This is a genomic window from Lysinibacillus sp. UGB7 (assembly GCF_049058285.1).
Lineage (GTDB): Bacteria > Bacillota > Bacilli > Bacillales_A > Planococcaceae > Lysinibacillus > Lysinibacillus sphaericus_B.
Genome location: NZ_JBMGUV010000002.1, coordinates 24,284 through 47,336 on the forward strand (window position 1 = coordinate 24,284; position 23,053 = coordinate 47,336).

The window sequence follows — 23,053 nt, forward strand, 5'->3', positions numbered from 1 at the left end:
GGGCACTTAGGAGGGAGCAAAGGATGGTTACATACAATAAAAATAACTTAGAGCTAGTAGAATTTAATCGAGATGATATTTTGGGGTTAATTGAATTGTCAGCCTCAGTTGAGTGGGATTATGATGAATTTGAAATTCGCACGGTACTGTCGTCTGGTAAAATATTTGGCCACAAAGATGCAGAAGGTACAATCGTTTCAAGTGCAGCGATCATCAAATATGATACATATTTAGCTTCTATTGGCATGGTGATAGTTCATAAAGAGCACCGGGGATTAGGGTTAGGCAAAGATGCTACACAAAAATGTTTAGACGGTGTTGCTGGAGATTTTGCTACTATGCTCATTGCCACGAAAGAAGGCGCACCCTTATATGAAAAAATGGGTTTTAAAACGGTAGATTATATTAAAAAATATCTTGCTGAAAATTATATAGTTAAAAGTAGATTAACTACCAAGGATATGAATTTTGAAAATTTTAATAAGAGTGATTTTAATGAACTTGTAGCATTAGATGAGGCAGCGTTTGGGGATAAAAGAAGAAATTTTCTTCAAAATAGAGTGAAGCAAGCCAAACAATGTTTAGTTGTTAAAAATCATCATGCAAATATTATTGGATTCGGTATTTCAATTTTAGGGTCTGTTAATTTAATATTTGGCCCAATTGTAGCCCCAGACGCCAAAACCGCAGCCTTAATTCTCAATAATCTGGCCTTGAACCATCAAGGGAAATTGCGAATTGATGTGCCAGCACATAACGACGAATTTATAGCATTGTTGGAGCAAAGTGGATTTAAGGAAGCTAGTAATCCACCTGTTATGATAATTAATTCAATAGAAATGCCACCTAGAAACAAGATGCTATTTGCTATTGCTGCTCAAATTTTTGGGTGAAAAAGAGCATTTTGATTGCTGCTTTAAACTAGAATTGAAAAAAATTCGCATTTTTAAAGCGTAATTTCTTAAGTCTCATTTAACCAGGTGAGGCTTTTTATTATTCTTTTGGTTAACATTAGTAAACGAAATTGTTATTGATAATTATGGTAAAGGAAATCCTTATTACATATTTACATACGAACGTAGATTCAAGAGTTTCACATTGAATTGTTAGATGAAAATAGGAAACCAACCTATTTAGAAGTGAATGAAGTGAAAGGATGTTGAATGGATTTAAAAAGTGAACTTGTTAACAACAGGGAAGTTCGCTACAAAATGAGGTAAATAGATTTGTTTATCAAAAGCGCTCAAAAATGTGTGAGTAACTTTGCCTTATAATCAGCACGTTCGCTTGTATATGCGTTCTGGAAAAACACACTTTATGAGTAGCTTTTTCAATATTTTCTAATTTTGTAGTGGAATTGAATTTCTATTATAATAATTTGGTAATATAAGTATTGATTCTGGGGTGAAAGGAGAATTTTTATGAATGCAAGAGTGCCTATAGTGGTTCAAAATATACTAAATGACTATATAACACGATTTAATAGACAAATTCCTAATACACTAGAAGGGTTGTATTTACACGGTTCAATTGCTCTTAACGCTTATATGAAGGTTCTAGTGATATTGATTTTATTGCAGTTATAAACAAATCTTTAACAGAATTAGATGTCAAAGTAATATCTAATCTCCATAAAATATTAAATCAAAAATATAAGGGTACAGGGATGGATGGATGTTATTTACTAGTTGAGGATGTTGGTAAAAGCCAGTATGAGGTAAAAAATTGTTTATACGTAAATGAAGGTAAAATTAAATGGAGTAATGATGGGATTAATCCGATTACTTGGTGGATTCTAAAAAACAAGGGAATACCAATTTTAGGCCCAGCTCTAGACACATACAACTTCAATGTAGATGAAAGTATTCTTGTTGACTATGTATTAGAAAATATGAATACTTATTGGGCAGAAAGATTGAAAACAATTAGAAAATATAAAACTATATCATTTCTGTTACCAAATAAAATAGTTGATTTAGAAGTAGAGTGGTCAATTACAGGGATGTTAAGGCAACTTTATACACTACAAGAACATGATATTGTTTCAAAAGTGGATGCAAGTAAATATGCTGTAAAACATTTACCTGAAAGATGGCACACTATTATTAAAGAAGCAATCAATATACGAGAAGGTTCAAACATGCGTTACTGTAACTCTAAAAAACAGCGGATTGATGAAACGATTCAATGTATGGATTACATACTAAGTAAGTGTAATAACCAAAATCAAAATGGTTAATTATATTATTAAAATGAATAAAAGCAGCGAGCAGTGCCAATAATGGCACTTGCTCGCTTTTGCATGCTGAAAAACGTCTGTTTATTAAAAACTACCCAATAAAAAATATTGAAGCAATGCGCCACAATATACTCACATGCTCGCCTTAATTAGATTAGCCCCAAAAAACATGCTTTTAAATGCATAGTCTTGCATTACCTTAATGAATAAAGTATCGCTTAAAAGGTTGATATAACTGCATTTTGAAGCAAATCATGCTATACTTTCCGTACCGTATTCATTAAGATAGGTACTGAAAGGTGTGGAATTATGTTATCAAAAGAAAAAATCAATCGAATTAATGAATTATCAGCAAAAGCTAAAACAGGTAACCTTACTGAAGAAGAAGCAAAAGAACGTACAGCTCTGCGTAAAGAATATTTGGATACGTTTAGATCATCTATGCGTGACACAATTGAAAACGTAAAAATTGTTGATGCAGAGGGCAACGATGTAACGCCTGAGAAGGTAAAACAAGCGAAAAAAAATAAATTTTTAAATTAATGTGACACAATTCTATTAAGTATGTCATAAATCTCAAATAGTATAACAAAACCATTGTTTTCTAAAGCAATGTTGACTAAACTGTAGAAGAACAATATATAGGACGAGAAAGGATGTCACAATATTATGACTCAACATACGGATCAATTAGCCATTAATGCTATCCGAACATTGTCAATCGACGCGATTGAAAAAGCAAATTCAGGTCACCCAGGATTACCGATGGGGGCTGCTCCAATGGCTTATACGCTTTGGACAAAACAACTTCGCCACAATCCAGCAAACCCAAAATGGTATAACCGCGATCGTTTCGTACTTTCTGCAGGTCATGGCTCGATGCTTTTATACAGCCTACTTCACCTTGGTGGCTACGGCTTACCAATGGAAGAAATTCAAAATTTCCGTCAATGGGATTCATTAACACCAGGACATCCAGAATACGGCCATACAGTTGGGGTAGAGGCAACAACAGGTCCTCTAGGTCAAGGTATTGCCATGACAGTTGGTATGGCAATGGCAGAGCGCCATTTAGCGGCTACTTACAACAAGCCAGGTCATGATATCGTCGATCACTATACATTCGCACTTTGCGGCGACGGCGATTTAATGGAAGGTGTTGCAGCTGAATCTATTTCTTTAGCTGGTCACTTACAGCTTGAAAAATTAATCGTGCTATACGATTCAAATGATATTTCATTAGATGGTGATTTAGAGAAATCATTCTCAGAAAACGTTCAAAAACGCTTTGAATCATATGGCTGGAACTACTTAAAAGTAGCAGATGGTACAGATGTAACAGAGATTAACAAAGCTATTGAGGAAGCAAAAAAATCAACGGGCAAGCCAACACTTATTGAAGTAAAAACAGTTATCGGTTTTGGTTCACCAAATAAATCTGGTAAATCAGATTCACACGGTGCACCACTTGGAACGGATGAAGCTGTGTTAACGAAGGCAGCATATGAGTGGGCACACGAGCCATTCAAAATTCCTGCTGAAGTATATGACACATTTAATGCAGCGGCTGTAGAGCAAGGCGCTCAACCTGAAGCTGCTTGGAACGAAAAATTCGAAGCGTATAAAGCTGAATTCCCTGAGTTAGCGACACAATTCGAAAATGCCATGAATGGTCAATTACCAGAAGATTTCGCATCAGAATTACCTGTATATGAAGTAGGCAAATCTGTCGCAACTCGTTCTTCTTCAGGTGATGCAATCAATGCAATTGCCAAGAAAACACCTTCATTCTTCGGTGGTTCAGCGGACCTTGCTGGTTCGAATAAAACGACTATGAAGGGTGCTGGCGACTTCTCAGCAGAAAACTATGCAGGCCGTAATATTTGGTTTGGTGTCCGTGAATTCGCAATGGGCGCAGCTATGAACGGTATGGCGCTACACGGTGGTGTCAATGTCTTTGGAGGTACGTTCTTCGTATTCTCTGATTATGTTCGTCCAGCTGTACGACTTTCTGCGTTAATGGGTCTTCCTGTAACATATGTATTTACACATGATTCTATTGCTGTAGGTGAAGATGGCCCAACACATGAACCAGTCGAACATTTAGCATCATTACGTGCAATGCCAAATCTATCTGTAGTTCGTCCAGCTGATGCGAACGAATCGGCTGTTGCTTGGGAGCTTGCAGTAGCATCTGAAAAAACACCCACTGTGTTAGTATTATCTCGTCAAAACTTACCAGTGCTTAACGCCTCTATCGATACAGTGCGTGAGGGTGTGACAAAAGGTGCTTACACAGTATCGCCAGCTTCTAAAGAAGTCGCAGATGCCATTTTAATTGCATCAGGTTCAGAAGTATCACTTGCAATTGAAGCACAAAAAGCATTAAAAGCTCAAGGTGTGGATGTAGCAGTTGTTTCAATGCCATCTATGGATCGCTTTGAAAAACAAGACGCAGCTTACAAAGAATCAGTCCTGCCAAAAGCAGTAACTAAACGTCTTGCTATTGAAATGGGTGCCTCATTTGGCTGGCACAAATACACTGGCTTTGAGGGTGATGTGCTTGCAATCGACAAGTTCGGCGCATCTGCACCAGGTGAGTTAGTGATGGAGAAATACGGCTTTACAGTAGAAAATGTTGTAGCTAAAGTTAAAGCGCTGTAATTTCTAGCATGAATTTAAAATACCGCACTGCTCAGGATGGGTTAATTCCCAACCGAGCGCTGCGGTATTTTTACGTTTTTTGAAGATTTATACAAGCTCATCAAGACTGTTGCACTTTGTAAAATGACCGTTGCAATAAAACAAAAGAAGTCCTTCGAATTCCCACCAAGACCCAGCTCATCGACAATAATGCCACTAAAGAAAAGTAATAGCCCAGAAATAATGACAGTGAAGCTCGCAAAGAGTACAGAAATCCAAATCGGCACTTTTTTAATCATGACAATAATGAGCATGAAGACCGAGAATAGAACAATGACTTCAAAAATTGGCTCAAGCAAAGTAAATGATTTATCATTAACGAAGTTATCGTACGTAAAACGAGTGTCCAAGTAATCCCCTCCAGTTAACAAATAACAACGATTTTGGAAACTAAAGGTTTCGGAGTTCGATACTATGCTCAGCTAAAATGAAAATGTTTATTTCCAAATTATGTACAATGCTAGTGCGGATATATAGTAAAATCTATATTAGATAATTTTTAAAAGAACTCGAACACTATCCTCTGATAAACATCAGACTATTTACCAAATCAGCATCTAAAATAATTCTTTTATGTTCGTAAAGGGAGTATGTAAATGACTACACAAATACTTACACAAGTAAAGAAAACTTTTTCAGCATTAGATTGTACGGGTGGCGGAGTTATTATTAATAAACGTGGTCACACTGTACTAGAAGAATACTTTGGTGTGCAAGGACAACAAGATGGGGCGAAAAAGGTAGGGCCACATACCCTTTTCCATCTAGCTTCTGTTCGTAAAACTTATGTTGGGTTTGCTGTTGCGTATGCAATTTATCACAACTTCATTCATTCAATAGATGATAAACTAAGTGATTATTTGGGGGATCAAGAAGTCTTTGAAAGTGTAACAATAAGACATTTACTAACACATACGCATGGTTTACGTTGGCAAAAGGAAAGAATAATGAAGGAATTCAAAGCAGGGTATAATTGGGCATATCGAGATGTTAATGTGGAGTTACTTGCTAAAATTATTTTTAAAACTACTGGAAAAACGATTGCTGAAATTGTGGATGAACACGTGTTTCAGGCGTTGTCTTTTACTGAAACAAATTGGTTCGGTAATAAATTCGATAAGCACATAGAAGTGATACATCATGACAGTCCATTTTGGTATGAAAGTGATGTATGTGACGGCAGTAAAATGAATATGTATAGCTCGTTAAAGGAGTTAGCTAAATGGGGGCAAGTCCATCTTGATAAGGGACAAGTAAACGGAAAGCAAATGATACCTAAAGAGATAATACAGTTATCAACGTCAATTCAATCTCCAAATGTTAAACCAAAGTACTCGCCTACTAACGGTTTTTTCTGGTTTATTCAGCCTCAAGTGATAGAGGGGGTTACAGAGTTAAGTCCAATATTGCCTGAAGGAAGTTTTCAATTACTTGGTTATACGAGTGTGGCGTTATTGGTGATTCCAACAGAGAATATTGTAGCTGTTAGAGGTTTTAATGGCTTTGGTTCACCACAAGGATTTGACTACCTCAAAGATATTCAAGAGTTTGGCTCAACCGTCTATCAATCTATTCGGTAAGACAATTATGGATTTTCGTAACTCTATTAACTTATGAAAAAGTATAGCGTTGTTTTATTTGATTTAGACGGTACGTTATCTGATCCTAAAATAGGCATAACAAAGTCAATGCAGTGTGCATTGCAAAAGCTGGATAATGTTGAAATCGATTTGCATAAGCTTGAACTTAAAAAAATATTTACTTAGTTTTATTTAGGACGTTTAAAAGATCCATGGCATTCATGGATCTTTTTTTAGTTTCTAGTAGTCGAAGGGTGAAACTGCGTTGTTTGGGAAAATGCAGATCGATGGAAATGCTGATAGAAGTCCGAAAACCGCTGATAGAGATCCAAAAACCGCTGATAGAGAACCAAAAAACGCTGATAACATCACATACTACGCTGAAAGCTTTGTGAAATCGAAAAAAATCTACTTCGCCAAACCATTTTGGAAGGCATAGACAACGGCTTGTGTGCGGTCCTGGACATCCAGTTTAGCGAGTATATTGCTGACATGTGTTTTTACAGTTTTTAAAGCAATGTATAGGTCATCAGCAATCTCCTGGTTAGCTTTGCCTTGTGCCATTAACAGCAATACTTCCATTTCACGGTCCGTTAGCTGCTCATAGAGTGGTTTACTCGTACCGTAACGCATACGGTGCATCATTTTGGAAGTTACTTCTGGTTCCAAAACGGTTTCACCACCGATTGTTTTTCGAATCGCGTCGGCTATTTGCTTGGCGTTTGAGGTTTTCAAAATATAACTAATGGCACCAGCCTCTAGTGCCGGATAGACTTTGTCATCATCTAAAAAGCTTGTCACCATCATAATTTTCGCCTCAGGCCATGCCTCTAGAATTTTAACAGTCGCCTCTGCACCTGTCATAATAGGCATGACATTGTCCATTAGAATAATGTCAGGGCGTAGGGCGAGCGCTCGTTCAACAGCCTCCACACCATTTTCAGCTTCACCAACAACGGTAATATCAGGCTGTGCTGAGAGATAAGCAGACACACCAATTCGTACCATTTCGTGGTCATCCACTATTAATACTTGAATCAACTTCAACAACCTCCTTGTGCAGTGGGACTTTAACCTCCACTATTGTACCTTCTCCAGGTACAGAAACAATTTTGTACGTACAGCCAATTTCAACCGCACGCTCAGCGATATTTTGTAAGCCATAAGAAGTTGATTTATCCGCTTCAACATCAAAGCCGAGACCATTATCCTGAATACGTAAGATGGCTAAATCATCTCGAGCAACGAGTAGTAATTCAACCTCAGTGGCTTTAGAATGGCGCAATGTATTTGATAGAGCTTCCTGCGCAATGCGGAATAAATGATCTTCTTCTGCTTTAGTTAAAGCCATTTCCTCTAGATCATACTCAATATGGAAATATACCTTTTGCTGTAGCTCTATAATTAGTTCCTCTAAGCCCTGTGCGAGGGTTTTATTATGCAGAGCAACAGGTCGTAAGTGTAGCAGTAAGGCACGCATTTCAAGCTGAGCCTGCTGCACGACTTTTTCGACCTGCTTTAGACTTTTAGCATTTTCATCGCTTTCCGTTAAAGCCGAAAGCAACATCGAAGCAGCGAATAATTGCTGGGATACTGAGTCGTGGAGCTCGCGGGCAAGACGTTGACGTTCAGCGATAATACGCTCTTGGATAATTTTATCATTGGCTTCAGCACGTTCATTGGAAAGACGCTGTAGGCTTTTCCGCTGTGTATCGATTAGCTCGCTTGTTTGCACGAGTGCTTTTTTCAGTGGTTTTGGCAGTGCCTGTTTTTTTGGTAGCATAAAATCAGGTTCAACTAATTCCTTCACAAATCGGGTCGCTTGCGCTTCTCTTGCCCTTGCCGTCATACTAATCCAGCTCGCTATCAGTAGACTAAGTGCAAAAAGACTAAGTAAAATTACGCCGCCTAACGGAATATTATCGTAATTTTGTTGCCATAAAGGTTGCCAAACTTTCTCGTTTGGTTCGCCCCACACTGCAAACAGGAGACCGAATGCAGCACCTATTAAAATAAAGAACAAGGTAAAAACTCTTGAAAGAAAGGCAATCATTTTCGCAACACCTCCAAATCCCCAAGCCATGTAGCCACATGAATAACGAGTGTACGTTTTGCATCCTCAGGGTTTCCGTCAGAGAAAACTACACTTTCATTAAGGAGCCGCTGCGGACCAGCATGCAAGCAAGTTAACTCACCAAACAACGTCGTATAATGTAAACGGAAGGGAATTTCATATGGGACATAAACTTGTACTTTGCCGATACCTTGTCGAATTGTAATTAGATTCGTGCCAGCTGGTAAAATCGTTTGTGTCGTGTCTATTGTAATATCACCTGCAAGTCGTTGGATTTGTACATCCTGCCATTTATAGGCTTCTACAGGTGCAGGCATTGTGCCAAATATATCATTTTTACTTGCGGGAAGCTTTTCAAATTCTAATGTTACGACTTTAGGTTCGTTTTCTTTTTGCAAATAATGATACAGCATGTATAAGAGCAGTAAGACGATAAATAGGCGCAAACTCCACATCGTAAAGAGTGCGATCGCAATAAAGAAAATTCCTGTCCATTTGAAAAATCGTACATTTTTTGAAAAGCTTAAATAAAGAAGTACAGCCCCAATCAATAAACAAAAAGCACCGCCGTTATTAAAAATTGTGAGCTCCACAAAAACGAGTAAAAAGAAGCACAGTACCCAAAATGTGAGTTTATTTGTTGTGAAATTTTGCAAGAGGGTCACCCTTCTTTCTACTTAATAGTATGAGAGAGGGAAATAACATCCCTCTAATACAAAACGTGAAAGAATGCGCCGCTAAATGTGGCGCATTTCTTTCCATTATAACATGTTATTTGTTTTCGATTAGTAGTGGTGAACTAGCATCTGTCGCATTTTTTTCTAATGCTGCAAGGCGTGCTTCAAAAGTAGTCACTTCATGATCTTTATCAATTTGGAATGCCAGCTTATCGATGTATGATTCCAAATCCTCGAAATTGGCTTTATTGTTTTTGGCAAGCATACCATCCATTTGATGATGTGCTCTTGTCACATTTTCTTTGCCCATCAGTTGTAACTGACGAACCTTCATATCTTTAATTTTGTGCTTCATTGTTTCGAATTTACGCTCAAGCTCAAAGTATTCGCGTGTGCTTGCTTCAATGCTCGATTGTAATGTGTTTTTGCGAGCTGTGTATGCTGCTACTTCATCTGTAGCGAATTCAATTAAATCCTGCTCGCCACTTGTATTTGCTAATTGAAGCTGAGTTTCACGTTTTGCTAGTAATTCTGCATTTTCCTTGAATTCCACTTCTAGCTTTTCTTTTAGCTGACCCTGACGCTCTAATAATTTGCCTGTTTGTTCTGTTTGTTTCTCCGCCTCACGAATGTATTGGTTTAACATCGCAATTGGATTTTTTTGTTCCTTCTTATCAAATACTTGATGTAAGTCTGCCTCAATTGTGTATCTAAAACGTTGGAATAAGTTCATGTTAATTCGCTCCTTTTATTTCGTTAAATTTGACCATTCTTTTTCGAAGTTAGTGAATGGGTCTTCCTCTTTTGCCTCAACTGTTGGAATTTTAACATCTTCGCCATTCCATTTTTTATAGATGACATAGATAGTGGCAATAGCTGCTAGACCAATCATTGCTGGAATGTTGGATACTGCTGAGAGAACACCGATAAGCCCAACCGTCGCCCAAATAATTTTAGCGAATGTCGATTTGCTTGCGATGTAGAAGTGCATACCAAGTGCTACCAGTACGCCTGAAAATAATAGACCTGCAAGTGGTCCGATTAAGGCTAGTGCGACACATGCTGCGATAATGCCGCCAGTTAGTAAAAGAAATTTTTTCATATGGATTAGCTCCTTTCGTTTGTACCTTTATACTACCTGTTTGAAAGCTCTCCCAAAACGGACTGGAAATGGATTTTCTTCTAGGTCTAGAGGCTGAGTGAATTCTAAGAAGCCGAAACTAGAAGGTTTTCGACAAAAATAGAAGATGAATGCCTCCTTCTTTTGACAAATTAACGACTTTGAATAGGCTATACTTACGATAAAGAAACTGAGCGAAGGGGGATTTCTGGTGAGAACCTATTCCATATATAAAATAAAAGAAGAGCATTTAACGTTTATTTTCGGTAGAGAACGTAAGTTATTAGAAATGATGCAGGGCTGTGAAGATGCCAATGAGAAATCCTTGAAGGAACTCGCATATATATGTGAAACAATTCACTTCGATGAAATTGCTGCCATGCTAGAGGCGCAGCTAGATTCAAAGTATGCACATTTAGAGAAAACCCGCAATGCCTTATTTTTAGAACACCCGATAAAAGGGAAAATGGCTATTTATTTAGTGGAACGTAAAATCTGCGTCTATTGTGAGGGATCACGCATGTTAGATTTGGATCTATTTCAAATGCTGGCAAAAATGAGTGAGCGCTTTATTGCTTTTAATAAACAAGAGAATGAGTGCGGTTGGTTGAAGCCGATGAAGTACACAATGCACTAGGAAATTTCACGACAATATATAGTAACACGCTACTAATTTGTGTATAATGGAGCGTGGAGAGTTTTTTCTCGGTATATTGTTAGTGGAGGAGGTTGGCAAGATGGCAACTTGGATTTGGATTATTATCGTAATTATCGCTTTAGCAGCAGGGGCAGCGCTTGGTTTCTATTTCGCTCGTCAAGCTATGATGAAATATTTAAAAGAAAACCCACCGATTAACGAACAAATGATTCGTATGATGATGGCGCAAATGGGTCGTACTCCGTCTGAAAAACAAGTACGTCAAATGATGGCACAAATGAATAAAGTCCAAAAATAAATGGGGATTTTTAAGGAGCAACAAGTCCAAGCCGGGCTGGTTGCTTTTTTTTTATGAATTTAGTTAAGTTCTGTAGTTATTTTTTGTATAATTCATAAAAATCATATAATTCTATCGGAAAACTCGTTATAATAGAAATAATATAAAAAAAGGAGTTGTTCGTTTTGCAAAAAGAAAAAACAAATGTAGAGAGCTTTGATTTAGATCATACGAAAGTACAGGCACCGTATGTTCGTTTAGCGGGAGTAAAAGCAGGAAAAAATGGCGATGAAGTATACAAATACGATATTCGCTTCAAACAGCCAAACAAGGAACATATGAACATGCCGGCTTTACATTCCTTAGAGCATTTATCGGCGGACATTATCCGAAATTACTCAGATAATATCGTTGATTTTAGTCCAATGGGATGTCAAACAGGCTTCTACGTTTCATTAATAAATCACAATGATTATGAGGATTTGTTAAATATTTTAGAAAAAACATTTACGGATGTTACAAAAGCAACAGCGGTACCTGCTTGTAATGAAGTACAGTGTGGCTGGGCAGCAAGCCATAGTCTTGAAGGTGCACAAGCACTAGCACAAGAATTTTTAGCAAAACGCGATGAATGGCATATCGTTTTTGCCGAATAAAAACAATAAGAGGAGCTGTCTCTAACAATTCTGAGACAGCTCCTTGCTGCATGTAAATCGAATTTACATTGTAATCTAAGAAAGCATCCCTTAAAAATGAAATGGAATGACATTTGAAGACGAAGACTCATGATTAATTTTTTGGTAGATAAAACTTTCTAAAAATTCATGTATCAATTCCTCATATTCAACCATATTTTCATTAAAGGACTGCGCATGTGCCCCCGCATCGAAAAGTTTTAATTTTTTTGGACCCATTTTTTTATTGTATAAGTCCAGTGACATGGCAGCTGGGATAAATGTATCGGGGATACTATGGATAAAGAGCACCGGTTTTTCAATATGAGTTACAGCTTCAGCAGGCGTAATGCTTTTAAACGAATAGCCATCACGAAGGCGTACAAAAAAATCCGCAAATCCAATTGGAATGATTGAGCCATACTTAAATTCCGTTTTGGCAATTTGTTTAAGCAGCATCGAAAAATCTGAAAATGCACAGTCAGAAATGTAAAAATCAGCGCCATCCTCTACGCTTCCTGCATACAGTAACATTGTGGCAGCACCCATTGATTCGCCATGAATACCCAGAATGGCATTTTCCCCAATCATCGCTTTAACGGTTTTGACAACCGCATCAAGGTCATTTTTTTCATAGTAGCCATAGCTCGTAGTTTTACCACCTGACTCCCCATGTCTACGGTGGTCAAAAATAACGGAATTATAGCCAAGCCTTTCAAAAAGGCGTGCATATTTGACGGAGTTAATTTTATTTTCCGTTACACCATGGCTGATGATGATGGTATTATTCGTTTGCAGTGGCTGAAACATAATTCCTCGAATGGAATAGCCATTGGGAGAATCGATATTTAATTCGCATTTGAAATTTTGATTGTACCAAACCTCGTCGAAACGTTTGGCAGATGTTTCACGTTCACGAATAAATTCTGGATCTTTTTGCTGAATGTACATTAATTTATTGGAAAGCGCAAAACCGAACAGACCTGTTGCTGCAGCGGCAAGCGTCGTTGTAATACCTGAAAATAACAGCATTTTCTTTTTCATCTTCAACACCTCCACGTCCTATTTCATTTGTTGTCTAGACATTCGCGCCACACGAACAAGGTAGGTTGCTCTTAGCCGCGAAAGCATTTTCTTACTTGTAATGTTCCCAACAAAGATTGTTTAAAACACGACAACATTTTACAATAACTTTTAAAAAAGTGCGATTATTTCTGTTATCGAAAATCGTCAAAATATTTGTTAAAATATACATATCTGCTAGTAGCATATGCATGCAGTGTTGATTTTTGAACGGGGAAAAGGGGAGAATGGTTATGACAAACGAGGTAGTAATTGTAAGTGCCGTGCGTACTGCAATTGGTTCATTCCAGGGAACATTAAAGGATGTGCCGGCAACAACTCTTGGTAGCATCGTTATTAAAGAGGCATTAGCACGTGCTGGCGTAGCAGGTGAGCAAGTCGACGAAGTCATTATGGGGAATGTTTTATCGGCAGGGCTTGGACAAAATCCAGCACGTCAAGCAGCAATTGCAGCAGGCCTACCACATGAAGTGTCTGCATTAACAATCAATAAAGTTTGTGGCTCGGGATTGAAGGCTGTCCATTTAGCAGCACAGGCAATTTTAGCAGGTGATGCCGATATCATCGTGGCAGGTGGCTTTGAAAATATGAGCCAAGCACCCTATGTCTTAAAAAACGCACGCGAGGGTTTCCGTATGGGTGATCAGAAAGTGGTTGATACAATGATCCATGATGGCTTATGGTGTGCATTCAATGACTATCACATGGGTATCACAGCAGAAAATTTATGTGACGCTTATGAGATTTCACGCGACGAGCAAGACACTTTTGCTGCGCGCTCGCAGCAACGTGCAGCAGCGGCGTTAGCGGCAGGGAAATTCAATGATGAAATCGTAGCTGTTGAAATTCCTCAACGCAAGGGAGAACCTATTATTTTTGATAAAGATGAATTCCCGCGTGCAGGCGTTACAGCCGAAGCATTATCGAAAATACGTCCAGCTTTTAAAAAGGACGGCTCCGTGACAGCAGCAAATGCTTCTGGCATAAATGATGGTGCTGCAGCAGTTGTTGTCATGTCGAAACAAAAAGCGGCAGAGCTTGGTATTGAACCACTGGCACAAATTACAGCGAATGCAAGTTCAGGTGTGGACCCATCGATAATGGGCACAGGCCCTGTAACTGCGGTGAAAAAAGCATTGGCAAAAGCTAATGTATCATTAACAGATGTCGATTTAATTGAAGCAAATGAAGCGTTTGCGGCACAATCAATTGCTGTTGATCGCGAATTAGGCTTCAATCATGATAAACTAAATGTGAACGGGGGAGCAATTGCTCTTGGTCACCCGATTGGTGCGAGTGGTGCACGCATTTTAGTTACGCTACTACATGAGATGGCAAAACGCGATGCTAAAATGGGTCTCGCTACACTATGTATCGGTGGTGGGCAGGGCGTAGCAACAGTTGTACAACGCCCGTAATCGTCATTTAATTTAGTAGTCGTTCATACGTCACTAAATTAAATGAAAAAACCTCTAGCTGATGTCACAGACGCTTACTAAAGCTAATCTGGACGGAATTACGCTAAGGTGTAATAGATATATAGAAGGTGAATAAAATGGGAAAAAAACGAAAACAGCAACAGCGAGTAGACGATAGCTTAACAGCAGGTTTACCAAAGCAGCAGGCAGTTACATTAGCCGATCAGTTAGGTGGTGACGTGCTTGCCAAGTTAAAAGCTGCTAAGCAAGATCTAACAGCGAAAGAGCAGGCAGCAGAGGAAGAACGCCAAGCTAAGCAAGCCTTTGAGCGCAAGCAACGTGAAAAAAATAAATCGTTTGAGGAATTACTAAACGACTACGGTGATAAAGGCTCGAAATTCTAATGAACGCAGTGAATCCACATGTGGGGTTCACTGTTTTTTTATTTCGCTTAAAGTGTGAAACGTGTCCTTAATATGCTTAAAATGATTTCATTTCAATGGTTACTTGATCGACTCCAAAACTATTGTGTGGTCCAAAATAAGTATTTATTTCTAATGTGACTTCATATGCCCCGCCAATACCATATAATTGTTTAATTTTTATTATTTTTGTATCCCAAGCTGCCCATTGTGGTAAATCTGAGAGGTTTTATATAGTTCACCAATGGCTTCATCAATTGTTGAACGAAGACTGTTTATTAAAGCTAGTTCTAATGTATGACAATAATCTGTACCTGCTTCAGATTTTCCGTTTCAGCGTAAGTATTGGGAAGTGGCATAAAAAAAGATAAGAGCAACAATACAATGTTAATCTTTGCAAAATAGACCCCGTACAGAGCGTGGTGAAGGAAGACTAGACGGTTCATCGGTGGAAAGTGAGTGGCTTTTTATAGACGAAAGAAATATGACTGTAGATAAACTCGTTTTTGCTAAGAGTTTATCTACAATCTAAGTCGAGCCCTTATCATTTTTGAATACTATTTTCTTTTGTTGGATTGTGGTGGTGTGTCCTGACTAGATAGATCAATTTTATTTTTTACTTTTGCATCCCATTCAGCAGAGAATTCTTCATTTGGGGTATTGTCAGGCTTACTGTCATTACTAGTATTGTTGTATTTGAAAATTTCAGAAGGGTTGTGCTTTTTTTCGCTCATCGTCTTTTTGTTATTTTTATGCATGGATTTTCACCTCCTAGTAGTAATGTGTGCACTATAGATGGTTTTATGCTCAATGGCGTAGCATTTGATCATGACGCGAACTGTATATAAAGCTTTGCAATTAAAATGATTGTTCAGTAATAAAGGTTTTTGGATTTATTTGTAGAATCAGTATCCTTAACTAGTGAAATAATAAACTCTTATAAATTACATAAGGAGAGATGAAATGTTTCCTACATTAGAAACAGAAAGACTACTATTAAGGGAAATTAAAAAAGAAGATGCACAGGGGATTTTTAATTGTTTCTCCAACAATGATGTCACCCAATTTTATGGGCAAGATACATTGGAAAGTGTGGAACAAGCAGAACAGTTCGTTGAATTCTTCTCGAAAATCTATATGGAAAAAAGAGGCATTCGTTGGGGGATAGAAATAAAGGGCAGTACTGGAATCATTGGTACAATCGGCTTTAATTCATGGCTACCTAAACATAAACGTGCCGAAATTGGTTATGAAATACATCCAGATTACTGGAGAAATGGTTATACTACGGAAGCAATAATAAGCGTTTTATCGTATGGTTTTAAAGAACTAGATTTGACGCGCGTTGGTGCTGTTGTATTTATTGAAAATGAGGCATCGAACAAATTATTAACGAAAATTGGCTTTCAACAAGAGGGCATATTGAGGGACTATATGTATCAAAATGGGAAAGCTCGTGACACTTATATTTATTCATTATTAAGTAGATAATAGGGTGTAAGTAGCATCTATTTTTCGAAAATATTTACAGGTAAACTTGCGGATGATAAAATGAATTGACTTCTAATAGGAGATTTACAAGGTGTTTCCTACCTCCTGTATGTAAGAAAAAATTACTAGGAGAACTGCCAATAACATATAACTCTTTATAGAATAGTTTTTAGTCTTTGTTACAGACATTTAAATTATGATAGGAGAGCAAAAATGATTGAATTAAGCACAAAAAGACTAAGATTAATCCCATTAAACGCTAACAATCTGAAATTACTAATGGATCATCACAAGGAACTGGCAGTAGAGTTATCATTAAGTAATGAAGAGGTACTTCTTGATGATGAAATTAGACATGCTTTGAAATACAGACTTTCGAAATTATTGGCAGATGAGCACAATTATATATGGCACACGAATTGGTTAATCGTGTCGAAAGATAATAACAGTTCTGTTGGCGGTATCATGATTAAAGGGCTTCCAAATGACAAGGGGGAAGTCATAATTGGTTACTATACCTATCCATCATATCAGGGAAACGGCTATATGACAGAAACGATTGATACGATGAAAAGTTGGTTATTAAGTCAGCCGGATGTCACCTATGTCATTGCGGATACTGAAAAAGACAATATAGCCTCTCACAAGGTGTTAGAAAAAGCCGGAGCAGAATTATTTAAAGAAACGGAAGAATTATATTTTTGGAGATTTTTTTGAAATATGTTGCCGACATGATGGATAACATTACAATTTTGGTCGCAATTAGAATCGCACCTACTAAAACAATGAATCTTTAAAAAGAATTTAAGAATAAGAGCAAATGGGCCAGTCAGAAAAATTCTTTCAAACAATTAACTTACGATATAGACTTTTCGCTTTCGCCCCATAAAACATGGGAGTCTACTCGGATTTTTAGTTTGATATCAAAAAAATAGTATACTAGGAGTATTGAACTGTACTTCTAGTATACTATTTATATTTTAAGACTTTATTATTAAAAGTGAGCAGTGCTTCACACTATCTATGATACATTGCGAGTTGAGCAGCTTATCGACGGCGTATCCCCATAAATGCCTTGCGAATTTTTCCCACTAGCACGACCATTCCAACAAAAACAATCGCGCCAGCTGTGTCGACTAATACATCTTGAGCGCTCATCAAGCGACCGGGTGTAAAGCTTTGGCGAAATTCATCCAACAAAGCTATAAGCATTGTGCCAAGGATAGCAACACCCGCAGCATGTCGACGTTTCCCCCATGCGAAATAGAGTCCAAGTGCTATACAGCCAAACCCAACAAAATGTGTAAGCTTGCGGATTAAAAACTCTACAAATTTAAAGTAGCCACGCTCTTCGATAGAAACAACAGTGTCCCAATAGGGGATATGTAGTCGAGACAATTGTTGCTCAAAAGGCTTATTGGCCAAAATTTCCTCTAATTCAGGAACGATAGACTGTTGTTCGTACGTCATGCTGGAGGATATGATAAGTATGACTAAAAATGTAAGTAAGATAAGCCATTTTTTCATCGGTGATCTTGATATTGTTCGGCTTTTGTCAGTTCATTGGCTATTTCAAAATTCAATATACCTATAGATTTTTCATAGGCTGCAAGTGTTTGTGCAAGTTGCTCCTGTGAGCTGGCACCAACCACGGTTGAGGCGATAGCCGATTCTTTCAGATTAAAAGCTAATGCGAGCGCATGTAAATCGTCATAATGTCTTGCTAAACCTGTTAATGTTGTCGATAACTCATCTGTCGTGTAGGAGTTATAGCCATTGTCACCCTGCAAACGTTTTTCCCAAGTATTTGTCAATAAACCTTTTGCAACGGTACCTCGTGTAACGACAGAAGCGCCATTGCTTGCGATAAAATCTAGCCACTCTTCTGGACGACGGTCGAGCGCACTATATTGCATCATGACACTTTTCGCTGAACTTGTTGGTAAAAACCGCTTCAATACATTTGGTCGAATGGAAGAAATGCCGTATTGTCGAATTAGCCCATCCTTTTTTAAGTCTTCAAATGTACTGATAATGCCAGCCCATTCATCCTCTATCGTACCTCCGTGTAGCTGATAGACATCAATATAATCTGTACCTAGCCGTTGTAAGCTTGCATGTAGTGCTTTTTTTATATACGAAGGAGAGGCATCCCAGTGCCAACCTTTCACTCCTTCTGTCCAGCGATTGCCGACCTTTGTCGCTAAAATAATATCCTGTCGGCGTTTTCCTAAAGTTTCTCCGATGATTTCCTCGTTGACGCCCAAATCATATAAATCAGCTGTATCGAAATAGTTGATACCAGCGTCTAGCGCCATGTCGACAATGCCAGCTGCTTGCTCCTTATCTGTCGAAAGAGACATACCCCCTAAGCTAATTTCTGATATGAACAAATCACTCGAGCCGAGTTGTCTTTTTTTCATGTCAATAACCTCCTTCGAATCTTCTCCTTGTAATGGTACAATGAACGTATCTGAAGAACAAGCGAGGTTGGAGCAGATGAAAAAGTTTGAAGAAAAAACGACACAGTCAACCGCTATTTTTTACGGGAAAATTGTGAAACTACAGGTAGATGATGTTATATTACCGAATGGTAACATGGCTAAACGGGAAATTATCAAGCATCCAGGTGCAGTAGCGGTCATTGCCATTACGCATGAAGGCAAGCTGGTGATGGTTGAGCAATATCGTAAAGCACTTGAACGTTCAATTATCGAAATTCCAGCGGGGAAGCTTGAACCAGGTGAGGAGCCGATTGTTACAGCACGTCGAGAATTAGAAGAAGAAACGGGTTATGGTGCAAAGGAATTTACGTTTTTACAAACTTTTGCAACGTCACCAGGCTTTGCGGACGAGGTCATTCATCTTTTTGTAGCGAAGGATTTATACAACATTGAAAACAAAGCAGATTTAGATGAAGATGAGTTTGTCGAATTACTAGAAGTTTCGTTGGAAGAGGCACAAGCGATGGTCGCTGATGAGCGTATATACGACGCCAAGACTGCGTTTGCAGTACTTTGGCTTGCGCTACAATAAGTCAAACAAACTTTAGCATAATAGAAGCGGACGAGCATAAGCTGTACAAACCTTGATAGAAAAGGAGCATGCTTATGTCTCGTACGGTTTCTATATTTTATCACGCATCGATTGTTGCAGTGAGCTTCGTTTGTGGCGTCATCTGCTTTCATATTATTGGTGGGGCGAATGCAGAGCCTTTTATTTTGTTTATAGAACCACGTTTAGCAGATGGGGACAGGCAGTCCATTTTTCGGTTAGTATTGCCTGTTGCTGCTTCCGTTGTCATTGTGCTATTGCTTGCAACACATAGCGTGCTGAAAGTTTTAGTGCGCGTCACGGTCGCTATGCGCGCAACTTTTTTTGGCTTTAGCTCGGTATTTTTACTCCAAAAACTAGAAGCATTTTGGCTTTATACGATTTGGTGGTTCCCATTTCAACTCATCTATTGTATATTGTTGCTAGTCCTTTGCAATTTACTTGTTCCCGCTTGGTCGAAGCGAAAAATCGGGAAAAAGATGAATGGGCGGACAATTTTGTTGAATTTTATTGCTTTTTTCATCATAATAGTTGCTGAGTTTATTGTAATATCGTATGTATTAAAATGATTAATAAATTTGTAAAAGTGTTGCCACAGGTAAAAATATGAAATGACATATTTGAAAACTAATCACTATCTTGTAATAGGATTTACTCCTTTGGTATAATGGAAAGAGTTTAGGGGGGCGTCACATGGAAAGCCGAATTGATCGTATAAAAAAACAGTTGCATAGTGCTAGTTACAAGCTGACGCCGCAGCGAGAAGCAACAGTTGCTGTATTGCTTGAGCATGAAGAGGACCATTTAAGTGCGGAAGATGTTTATCTTTTAGTAAAAGATAAAGCGCCTGAAATTGGTTTAGCTACTGTCTATAGAACGTTAGAGTTACTAACAGAGCTCAAAATTGTCGACAAAATCAACTTTGGCGATGGCGTATCACGCTATGATTTACGTCAAGAGGGAGCTGCGCATTTCCATCATCATCTTGTTTGTATTGAATGTGGTGCTGTTGATGAAATCCAAGAAGACTTACTTGAAGATGTGGAAGCCGTTGTTGAAAAGCGTTGGAACTTTATCATAAAGGACCACAGACTAACTTTCCACGGTATCTGCTGGCGCTGTCATGATAAAATCGACGGAAATGATGAAGAACAATAACGAGAAGCTGTCTGATGAAATCTAGGAATGGATTAAATCAGACAGTTTTTTTGTTTTGTTAAAAATTGAGTCGAATATACTGTCTGTCTTCTCGAATGGTAGAGGAGGCAAGTTTTTTGATAAAGAACGAATCATCAACAGCAACGCGCATAGTTGGGAGTATTAGCGTGACAACACATGGAAGGCGTTTTTAGCACTTTTCTTAGTATGCGTGCTAAAATAGAGAATAATTGACAGTAAGGGGGCGTTGTGATGAATGAATTTCACTATGCAATAGAGGATTATATCCATTTTATCCAAGTTGAGCGGCAATTATCTATTAATACATTAGCATCCTATCGCCGAGATTTAGAGAATTATGTGCGATTCTTACAGGAAGCTGAAGGAATGTCTGATTTCGGTAAAGTGGAACGAACAACTATATTACGCCATTTAGAGCAGCTACGCATGCAAGGTAAGACGAGTCGTACTGTAGCGCGCCATATTTCCTCCATTCGTAGTTTCCATCAATTTCTTCTACGTGAAAAACGTACGGAAAAAGACCCAACTGTGCATTTAGAAATGCCAACTATTGAACAAAAGCTACCGAATATCCTTTCTATCGAAGAAATCGAATCCTTACTGACAGCACCGAATCGTAGTAAGCCTCAGGGTGTTCGCGATGTAGCTATGCTTGAGCTATTATACGGCTCAGGGATGCGTATTAGCGAACTAATTGCGCTTGATTTAGCCGATATCCACCTAACAATGGGGTTTGTCCGTGTGTTTGGCAAGGGAGGTAAGGAACGTATTATACCGCTCGGCAAAAGTGCCCTGACAGCATTAAGTGCTTATTTGGACGGCGCACGAGGTCAATTGCAAGGGAAATACCCAAAAACAGATGCATTTTTTATTAATCAAAGAGGGAAACGTTTAACAAGGCAGGGTTGTTGGAAATTAATGAAGGAGCATGCTCTAAAGGCAGGCATCCAACATGAGTTAACACCGCATACATTGCGACACTCTTTTGCAACACATTTAGTGGAAAATGGGGCGGATTTACGGGCGGTTCAGGAAATGTTGGGACACGCTGATATATCTACAACACAAATTTATACACATATTAGCAAAACACGACTATCCGAGGTATATAAGCAATTCCATCCACGCGCGTAATTATTTTTACCTTAGTCGGATGTCTGACCTTTATTTTTCACTGGTTTTTGGTAAAATAGAGTCGTGAGATTAGGAGGCAATATATGATGAATAATACATTTAAAAAAATCCACGTCGTGGTGATGGACTCAGTCGGTATTGGTGAAGCACCAGACGCTGCAAACTTTGGAGATGTGGGCTCCCATACATTGGGGCATATCGCTGAAAAAATGAATGGGCTTACAATGCCGAACATGGAATCATTCGGTTTAGCAAATATTGAGCCACTACAAGGAATGCAAGCAAGCAATGCCCCGAAAGCGTACTTCGGAAAAATGCAGGAAGCCTCAGTTGGTAAAGATACAATGACTGGACACTGGGAAATCATGGGGTTGAATATTGATAAACCATTTAAAGTGTATCCGGATGGCTTCCCTGCAGAGCTTATTGCGGAGCTAGAAAAGCGTACTGGCCGTAAAGTACTGTGCAATAAACCTGCAAGTGGTACACAGGTTATTGAGGATTTTGGACAGGAGCATATGGAAACAGGAGCATTGATTGTTTATACATCTGCTGACCCTGTACTACAAATTGCTGCACACGAAGAAATAATTCCACTTGAGGAAATATATAAGATTTGTGAAATCGCACGTGAATTAACGTTGCAACCAGAGTATTTAGTTGGACGTGTCATTGCTCGTCCGTTTGTTGGTACACCTGGAAACTTTACACGCACGTCAAATCGTCATGATTATGCATTAAAACCATTCGGTCGTACAACGATGAATGCATTGCAGGATGCCAATCTAGACGTTATTGCCATCGGAAAAATTTCTGATATTTTCAATGGTGAGGGTGTAACAGATGCAATACGTACAAAAAATAATAATGATGGTATGGATAAATTTGCAGAGGTTGCACGTCGTGATTTTCACGGTATAAGCTTCTTAAATTTAGTAGACTTTGATGCAAATTTCGGGCATCGTCGTGATCCACTTGGCTATGGCAACGCTTTACAAGAATTTGACGCACGTCTCCCAGAAATTGTACAGGCAATGACAGAGGACGATTTACTAATAATTACGGCAGACCATGGCAATGATCCAACATTCCCTGGGACAGACCATACACGTGAATTTGTTCCCCTAATTGTTTATTCACCTCGTTTTAAAGGCGGCAATGAGCTTGCTTTACGTGATACTTTCGCAGATATTGCCGCAACTGTCGCTGAAAACTTTGGTGTCGAAGCACCACCATTTGGTAAAAGTTTCTTAAATGATCTGAAATAAGG

General features: G+C 38.5%; 27 protein-coding genes and 2 pseudogenes. 18 read left to right on the plus strand and 11 right to left on the minus strand.

Features of this window, described 5'->3' with window-relative positions; all coding sequences use genetic code 11:
• The first annotated feature begins 23 nt into the window (after positions 1 to 23).
• The 4 genes from ACOMCU_RS02425 (at position 24) to tkt (ending at position 4,903) form a co-directional block, all read left to right on the plus strand.
• On the plus strand, positions 24 to 893 hold the full coding sequence (locus ACOMCU_RS02425) for a GNAT family N-acetyltransferase (RefSeq protein WP_421049376.1): 870 nt from the start codon (positions 24 to 26) through the stop codon (positions 891 to 893).
• A gap of 773 nt (positions 894 to 1,666) precedes the next feature.
• Complete coding sequence (locus ACOMCU_RS02430; protein WP_421049377.1) at positions 1,667 to 2,239, plus strand: aminoglycoside adenylyltransferase domain-containing protein; 573 nt, start codon at positions 1,667 to 1,669, stop codon at positions 2,237 to 2,239.
• A 309-nt stretch (positions 2,240 to 2,548) separates the two neighbouring features.
• Positions 2,549 to 2,782 carry a DUF896 domain-containing protein gene (locus ACOMCU_RS02435; RefSeq protein WP_010858616.1) on the plus strand — a complete coding sequence of 78 codons (234 nt, stop codon included), beginning with the start codon at positions 2,549 to 2,551 and terminating at the stop codon, positions 2,780 to 2,782.
• Positions 2,783 to 2,908: 126 nt separating this feature from the next.
• A complete protein-coding gene (gene tkt, locus ACOMCU_RS02440; protein ID WP_010858617.1) occupies positions 2,909 to 4,903 on the plus strand; it encodes a transketolase in 1,995 nt (664 codons plus the stop codon).
• Between the two features lie 41 nt (positions 4,904 to 4,944).
• Here the strand turns inward: tkt and ACOMCU_RS02445 are convergent, their stop codons facing one another.
• A complete protein-coding gene (locus tag ACOMCU_RS02445; RefSeq protein WP_010858618.1) occupies positions 4,945 to 5,292 on the minus strand; it encodes a hypothetical protein in 348 nt (115 codons plus the stop codon).
• A 246-nt stretch (positions 5,293 to 5,538) separates the two neighbouring features.
• Here ACOMCU_RS02445 and ACOMCU_RS02450 point away from each other — a divergent pair, with 246 nt between their 5' ends.
• Together ACOMCU_RS02450 and ACOMCU_RS02455 are read left to right on the plus strand one after the other, a co-directional pair.
• The gene (locus ACOMCU_RS02450; RefSeq protein WP_421049378.1) at positions 5,539 to 6,522 is read left to right on the plus strand and encodes a serine hydrolase domain-containing protein; all 984 of its coding nucleotides are present in this window, start codon (positions 5,539 to 5,541) and stop codon (positions 6,520 to 6,522) included.
• 33 nt (positions 6,523 to 6,555) lie between these two features.
• Positions 6,556 to 6,687 (plus strand): annotated as a pseudogene (locus tag ACOMCU_RS02455) (HAD family hydrolase); the annotation flags it as partial.
• A 243-nt stretch (positions 6,688 to 6,930) separates the two neighbouring features.
• Here the strand turns inward: ACOMCU_RS02455 and ACOMCU_RS02460 are convergent.
• The 5 genes from ACOMCU_RS02460 to ACOMCU_RS02480 form a co-directional block, all read right to left on the minus strand.
• A complete protein-coding gene (locus ACOMCU_RS02460) occupies positions 6,931 to 7,563 on the minus strand; it encodes a response regulator (protein WP_010858622.1) in 633 nt (210 codons plus the stop codon).
• Complete coding sequence (locus ACOMCU_RS02465) at positions 7,538 to 8,575, minus strand: sensor histidine kinase (protein ID WP_421049379.1); 1,038 nt, start codon at positions 8,573 to 8,575, stop codon at positions 7,538 to 7,540. Before ACOMCU_RS02465 ends, ACOMCU_RS02460 begins: the two co-directional genes overlap by 26 nt.
• Positions 8,572 to 9,252 carry a cell wall-active antibiotics response protein LiaF gene (gene liaF, locus ACOMCU_RS02470; protein ID WP_421049380.1) on the minus strand — a complete coding sequence of 227 codons (681 nt, stop codon included), beginning with the start codon at positions 9,250 to 9,252 and terminating at the stop codon, positions 8,572 to 8,574. Before liaF ends, ACOMCU_RS02465 begins: the two co-directional genes overlap by 4 nt.
• Positions 9,253 to 9,367: 115 nt before the next feature.
• Positions 9,368 to 10,006 carry a PspA/IM30 family protein gene (locus ACOMCU_RS02475; protein ID WP_010858625.1) on the minus strand — a complete coding sequence of 213 codons (639 nt, stop codon included), beginning with the start codon at positions 10,004 to 10,006 and terminating at the stop codon, positions 9,368 to 9,370.
• 15 nt (positions 10,007 to 10,021) lie between these two features.
• Positions 10,022 to 10,375, minus strand: a complete 354-nt coding sequence (locus ACOMCU_RS02480) for a hypothetical protein (RefSeq protein ID WP_010858626.1) — start codon at positions 10,373 to 10,375, stop codon at positions 10,022 to 10,024.
• A gap of 229 nt (positions 10,376 to 10,604) precedes the next feature.
• Between ACOMCU_RS02480 and sirA the strand changes: the two genes are divergently transcribed.
• From sirA to ACOMCU_RS02495, 3 genes are all read left to right on the plus strand, one after another.
• Complete coding sequence (sirA, locus tag ACOMCU_RS02485; protein ID WP_010858627.1) at positions 10,605 to 11,030, plus strand: sporulation inhibitor of replication protein SirA; 426 nt, start codon at positions 10,605 to 10,607, stop codon at positions 11,028 to 11,030.
• Between the two features lie 100 nt (positions 11,031 to 11,130).
• Positions 11,131 to 11,349 carry a YneF family protein gene (locus tag ACOMCU_RS02490; protein ID WP_010858628.1) on the plus strand — a complete coding sequence of 73 codons (219 nt, stop codon included), beginning with the start codon at positions 11,131 to 11,133 and terminating at the stop codon, positions 11,347 to 11,349.
• A 164-nt stretch (positions 11,350 to 11,513) separates the two neighbouring features.
• Positions 11,514 to 11,984, plus strand: a complete 471-nt coding sequence (locus ACOMCU_RS02495; protein ID WP_010858629.1) for an S-ribosylhomocysteine lyase — start codon at positions 11,514 to 11,516, stop codon at positions 11,982 to 11,984.
• 90 nt (positions 11,985 to 12,074) lie between these two features.
• On the opposite strand, the gene ACOMCU_RS02500 is transcribed toward ACOMCU_RS02495, so the two are convergent.
• Positions 12,075 to 13,046: an alpha/beta hydrolase gene (locus tag ACOMCU_RS02500; RefSeq protein WP_010858630.1), complete on the minus strand. Its 972-nt coding sequence runs from the start codon at positions 13,044 to 13,046 to the stop codon at positions 12,075 to 12,077.
• A 272-nt stretch (positions 13,047 to 13,318) separates the two neighbouring features.
• On the opposite strand from ACOMCU_RS02500, the gene ACOMCU_RS02505 reads away from it, so the two are divergent.
• Both ACOMCU_RS02505 and ACOMCU_RS02510 read left to right on the plus strand, forming a co-directional pair.
• Positions 13,319 to 14,503 (plus strand): acetyl-CoA C-acetyltransferase, encoded by a 1,185-nt coding sequence (locus tag ACOMCU_RS02505; protein WP_421049381.1) that lies wholly within the window; start codon positions 13,319 to 13,321, stop codon positions 14,501 to 14,503.
• A 137-nt stretch (positions 14,504 to 14,640) separates the two neighbouring features.
• On the plus strand, positions 14,641 to 14,907 hold the full coding sequence (locus ACOMCU_RS02510) for a YqkE family protein (protein ID WP_010858632.1): 267 nt from the start codon (positions 14,641 to 14,643) through the stop codon (positions 14,905 to 14,907).
• A 76-nt stretch (positions 14,908 to 14,983) separates the two neighbouring features.
• Here ACOMCU_RS02510 and ACOMCU_RS02515 read toward each other — a convergent pair.
• Positions 14,984 to 15,121 (minus strand): annotated as a pseudogene (locus tag ACOMCU_RS02515) (DUF3888 domain-containing protein); the annotation flags it as partial.
• A 361-nt stretch (positions 15,122 to 15,482) separates the two neighbouring features.
• Positions 15,483 to 15,683, minus strand: coding sequence for a hypothetical protein (locus ACOMCU_RS02520; RefSeq protein WP_010858634.1), 201 nt, complete (start codon positions 15,681 to 15,683; stop codon positions 15,483 to 15,485).
• A gap of 205 nt (positions 15,684 to 15,888) precedes the next feature.
• Here ACOMCU_RS02520 and ACOMCU_RS02525 point away from each other — a divergent pair, with 205 nt between their 5' ends.
• Both ACOMCU_RS02525 and ACOMCU_RS02530 read left to right on the plus strand, forming a co-directional pair.
• Entirely contained in the window at positions 15,889 to 16,416 is a 528-nt protein-coding gene (locus ACOMCU_RS02525) for a GNAT family N-acetyltransferase (RefSeq protein ID WP_421049382.1), read from the plus strand.
• Between the two features lie 213 nt (positions 16,417 to 16,629).
• Positions 16,630 to 17,133, plus strand: coding sequence for a GNAT family N-acetyltransferase (locus ACOMCU_RS02530; RefSeq protein ID WP_421049383.1), 504 nt, complete (start codon positions 16,630 to 16,632; stop codon positions 17,131 to 17,133).
• Between the two features lie 330 nt (positions 17,134 to 17,463).
• On the opposite strand, the gene ACOMCU_RS02535 is transcribed toward ACOMCU_RS02530, so the two are convergent.
• On the minus strand, positions 17,464 to 17,943 hold the full coding sequence (locus tag ACOMCU_RS02535; RefSeq protein ID WP_010858637.1) for a VanZ family protein: 480 nt from the start codon (positions 17,941 to 17,943) through the stop codon (positions 17,464 to 17,466).
• On the minus strand, positions 17,940 to 18,839 hold the full coding sequence (locus ACOMCU_RS02540) for an aldo/keto reductase (RefSeq protein WP_421049384.1): 900 nt from the start codon (positions 18,837 to 18,839) through the stop codon (positions 17,940 to 17,942). Before ACOMCU_RS02540 ends, ACOMCU_RS02535 begins: the two co-directional genes overlap by 4 nt.
• A 76-nt stretch (positions 18,840 to 18,915) precedes the next feature.
• On the opposite strand from ACOMCU_RS02540, the gene ACOMCU_RS02545 reads away from it, so the two are divergent.
• The 5 genes from ACOMCU_RS02545 to deoB all read left to right on the plus strand — a co-directional run bounded on the left by ACOMCU_RS02545 (position 18,916) and on the right by deoB (position 23,051).
• Positions 18,916 to 19,452, plus strand: a complete 537-nt coding sequence (locus ACOMCU_RS02545; protein WP_421049385.1) for an NUDIX domain-containing protein — start codon at positions 18,916 to 18,918, stop codon at positions 19,450 to 19,452.
• A 74-nt stretch (positions 19,453 to 19,526) separates the two neighbouring features.
• Positions 19,527 to 20,039 (plus strand): hypothetical protein, encoded by a 513-nt coding sequence (locus tag ACOMCU_RS02550; RefSeq protein ID WP_010858640.1) that lies wholly within the window; start codon positions 19,527 to 19,529, stop codon positions 20,037 to 20,039.
• A 124-nt stretch (positions 20,040 to 20,163) separates the two neighbouring features.
• Positions 20,164 to 20,628, plus strand: coding sequence for a Fur family transcriptional regulator (locus ACOMCU_RS02555; protein WP_010858641.1), 465 nt, complete (start codon positions 20,164 to 20,166; stop codon positions 20,626 to 20,628).
• A 252-nt stretch (positions 20,629 to 20,880) separates the two neighbouring features.
• A complete protein-coding gene (gene xerD, locus ACOMCU_RS02560; RefSeq protein ID WP_010858642.1) occupies positions 20,881 to 21,783 on the plus strand; it encodes a site-specific tyrosine recombinase XerD in 903 nt (300 codons plus the stop codon).
• A gap of 86 nt (positions 21,784 to 21,869) precedes the next feature.
• Positions 21,870 to 23,051 (plus strand): phosphopentomutase, encoded by a 1,182-nt coding sequence (gene deoB / locus ACOMCU_RS02565; protein WP_010858643.1) that lies wholly within the window; start codon positions 21,870 to 21,872, stop codon positions 23,049 to 23,051.
• Positions 23,052 to 23,053 lie beyond the last annotated feature (2 nt).

What these genes read in the sequence shown, in the direction of transcription:
- ACOMCU_RS02525 (WP_421049382.1), top strand. Translation starts at nt 15,889, where the DNA reads ATGTTTCCTACATTAGAAACAGAAAGACTACTATTAAGGGAAATTAAA.
- deoB (WP_010858643.1), top strand. Translation starts at nt 21,870, where the DNA reads ATGAATAATACATTTAAAAAAATCCACGTCGTGGTGATGGACTCAGTC.
- ACOMCU_RS02480 (WP_010858626.1), bottom strand. Translation starts at nt 10,375, where the DNA reads ATGAAAAAATTTCTTTTACTAACTGGCGGCATTATCGCAGCATGTGTC.
- ACOMCU_RS02520 (WP_010858634.1), bottom strand. Translation starts at nt 15,683, where the DNA reads ATGCATAAAAATAACAAAAAGACGATGAGCGAAAAAAAGCACAACCCT.
- ACOMCU_RS02505 (WP_421049381.1), top strand. Translation starts at nt 13,319, where the DNA reads ATGACAAACGAGGTAGTAATTGTAAGTGCCGTGCGTACTGCAATTGGT.
- ACOMCU_RS02450 (WP_421049378.1), top strand. Translation starts at nt 5,539, where the DNA reads ATGACTACACAAATACTTACACAAGTAAAGAAAACTTTTTCAGCATTA.
- ACOMCU_RS02490 (WP_010858628.1), top strand. Translation starts at nt 11,131, where the DNA reads ATGGCAACTTGGATTTGGATTATTATCGTAATTATCGCTTTAGCAGCA.
- ACOMCU_RS02550 (WP_010858640.1), top strand. Translation starts at nt 19,527, where the DNA reads ATGTCTCGTACGGTTTCTATATTTTATCACGCATCGATTGTTGCAGTG.
- ACOMCU_RS02465 (WP_421049379.1), bottom strand. Translation starts at nt 8,575, where the DNA reads ATGATTGCCTTTCTTTCAAGAGTTTTTACCTTGTTCTTTATTTTAATA.
- ACOMCU_RS02500 (WP_010858630.1), bottom strand. Translation starts at nt 13,046, where the DNA reads ATGAAAAAGAAAATGCTGTTATTTTCAGGTATTACAACGACGCTTGCC.
- ACOMCU_RS02435 (WP_010858616.1), top strand. Translation starts at nt 2,549, where the DNA reads ATGTTATCAAAAGAAAAAATCAATCGAATTAATGAATTATCAGCAAAA.
- ACOMCU_RS02540 (WP_421049384.1), bottom strand. Translation starts at nt 18,839, where the DNA reads ATGAAAAAAAGACAACTCGGCTCGAGTGATTTGTTCATATCAGAAATT.
- xerD (WP_010858642.1), top strand. Translation starts at nt 20,881, where the DNA reads ATGAATGAATTTCACTATGCAATAGAGGATTATATCCATTTTATCCAA.
- ACOMCU_RS02510 (WP_010858632.1), top strand. Translation starts at nt 14,641, where the DNA reads ATGGGAAAAAAACGAAAACAGCAACAGCGAGTAGACGATAGCTTAACA.
- ACOMCU_RS02530 (WP_421049383.1), top strand. Translation starts at nt 16,630, where the DNA reads ATGATTGAATTAAGCACAAAAAGACTAAGATTAATCCCATTAAACGCT.
- ACOMCU_RS02555 (WP_010858641.1), top strand. Translation starts at nt 20,164, where the DNA reads ATGGAAAGCCGAATTGATCGTATAAAAAAACAGTTGCATAGTGCTAGT.
- ACOMCU_RS02535 (WP_010858637.1), bottom strand. Translation starts at nt 17,943, where the DNA reads ATGAAAAAATGGCTTATCTTACTTACATTTTTAGTCATACTTATCATA.
- ACOMCU_RS02425 (WP_421049376.1), top strand. Translation starts at nt 24, where the DNA reads ATGGTTACATACAATAAAAATAACTTAGAGCTAGTAGAATTTAATCGA.
- ACOMCU_RS02430 (WP_421049377.1), top strand. Translation starts at nt 1,667, where the DNA reads ATGGATGGATGTTATTTACTAGTTGAGGATGTTGGTAAAAGCCAGTAT.
- ACOMCU_RS02475 (WP_010858625.1), bottom strand. Translation starts at nt 10,006, where the DNA reads ATGAACTTATTCCAACGTTTTAGATACACAATTGAGGCAGACTTACAT.
- ACOMCU_RS02545 (WP_421049385.1), top strand. Translation starts at nt 18,916, where the DNA reads ATGAAAAAGTTTGAAGAAAAAACGACACAGTCAACCGCTATTTTTTAC.
- tkt (WP_010858617.1), top strand. Translation starts at nt 2,909, where the DNA reads ATGACTCAACATACGGATCAATTAGCCATTAATGCTATCCGAACATTG.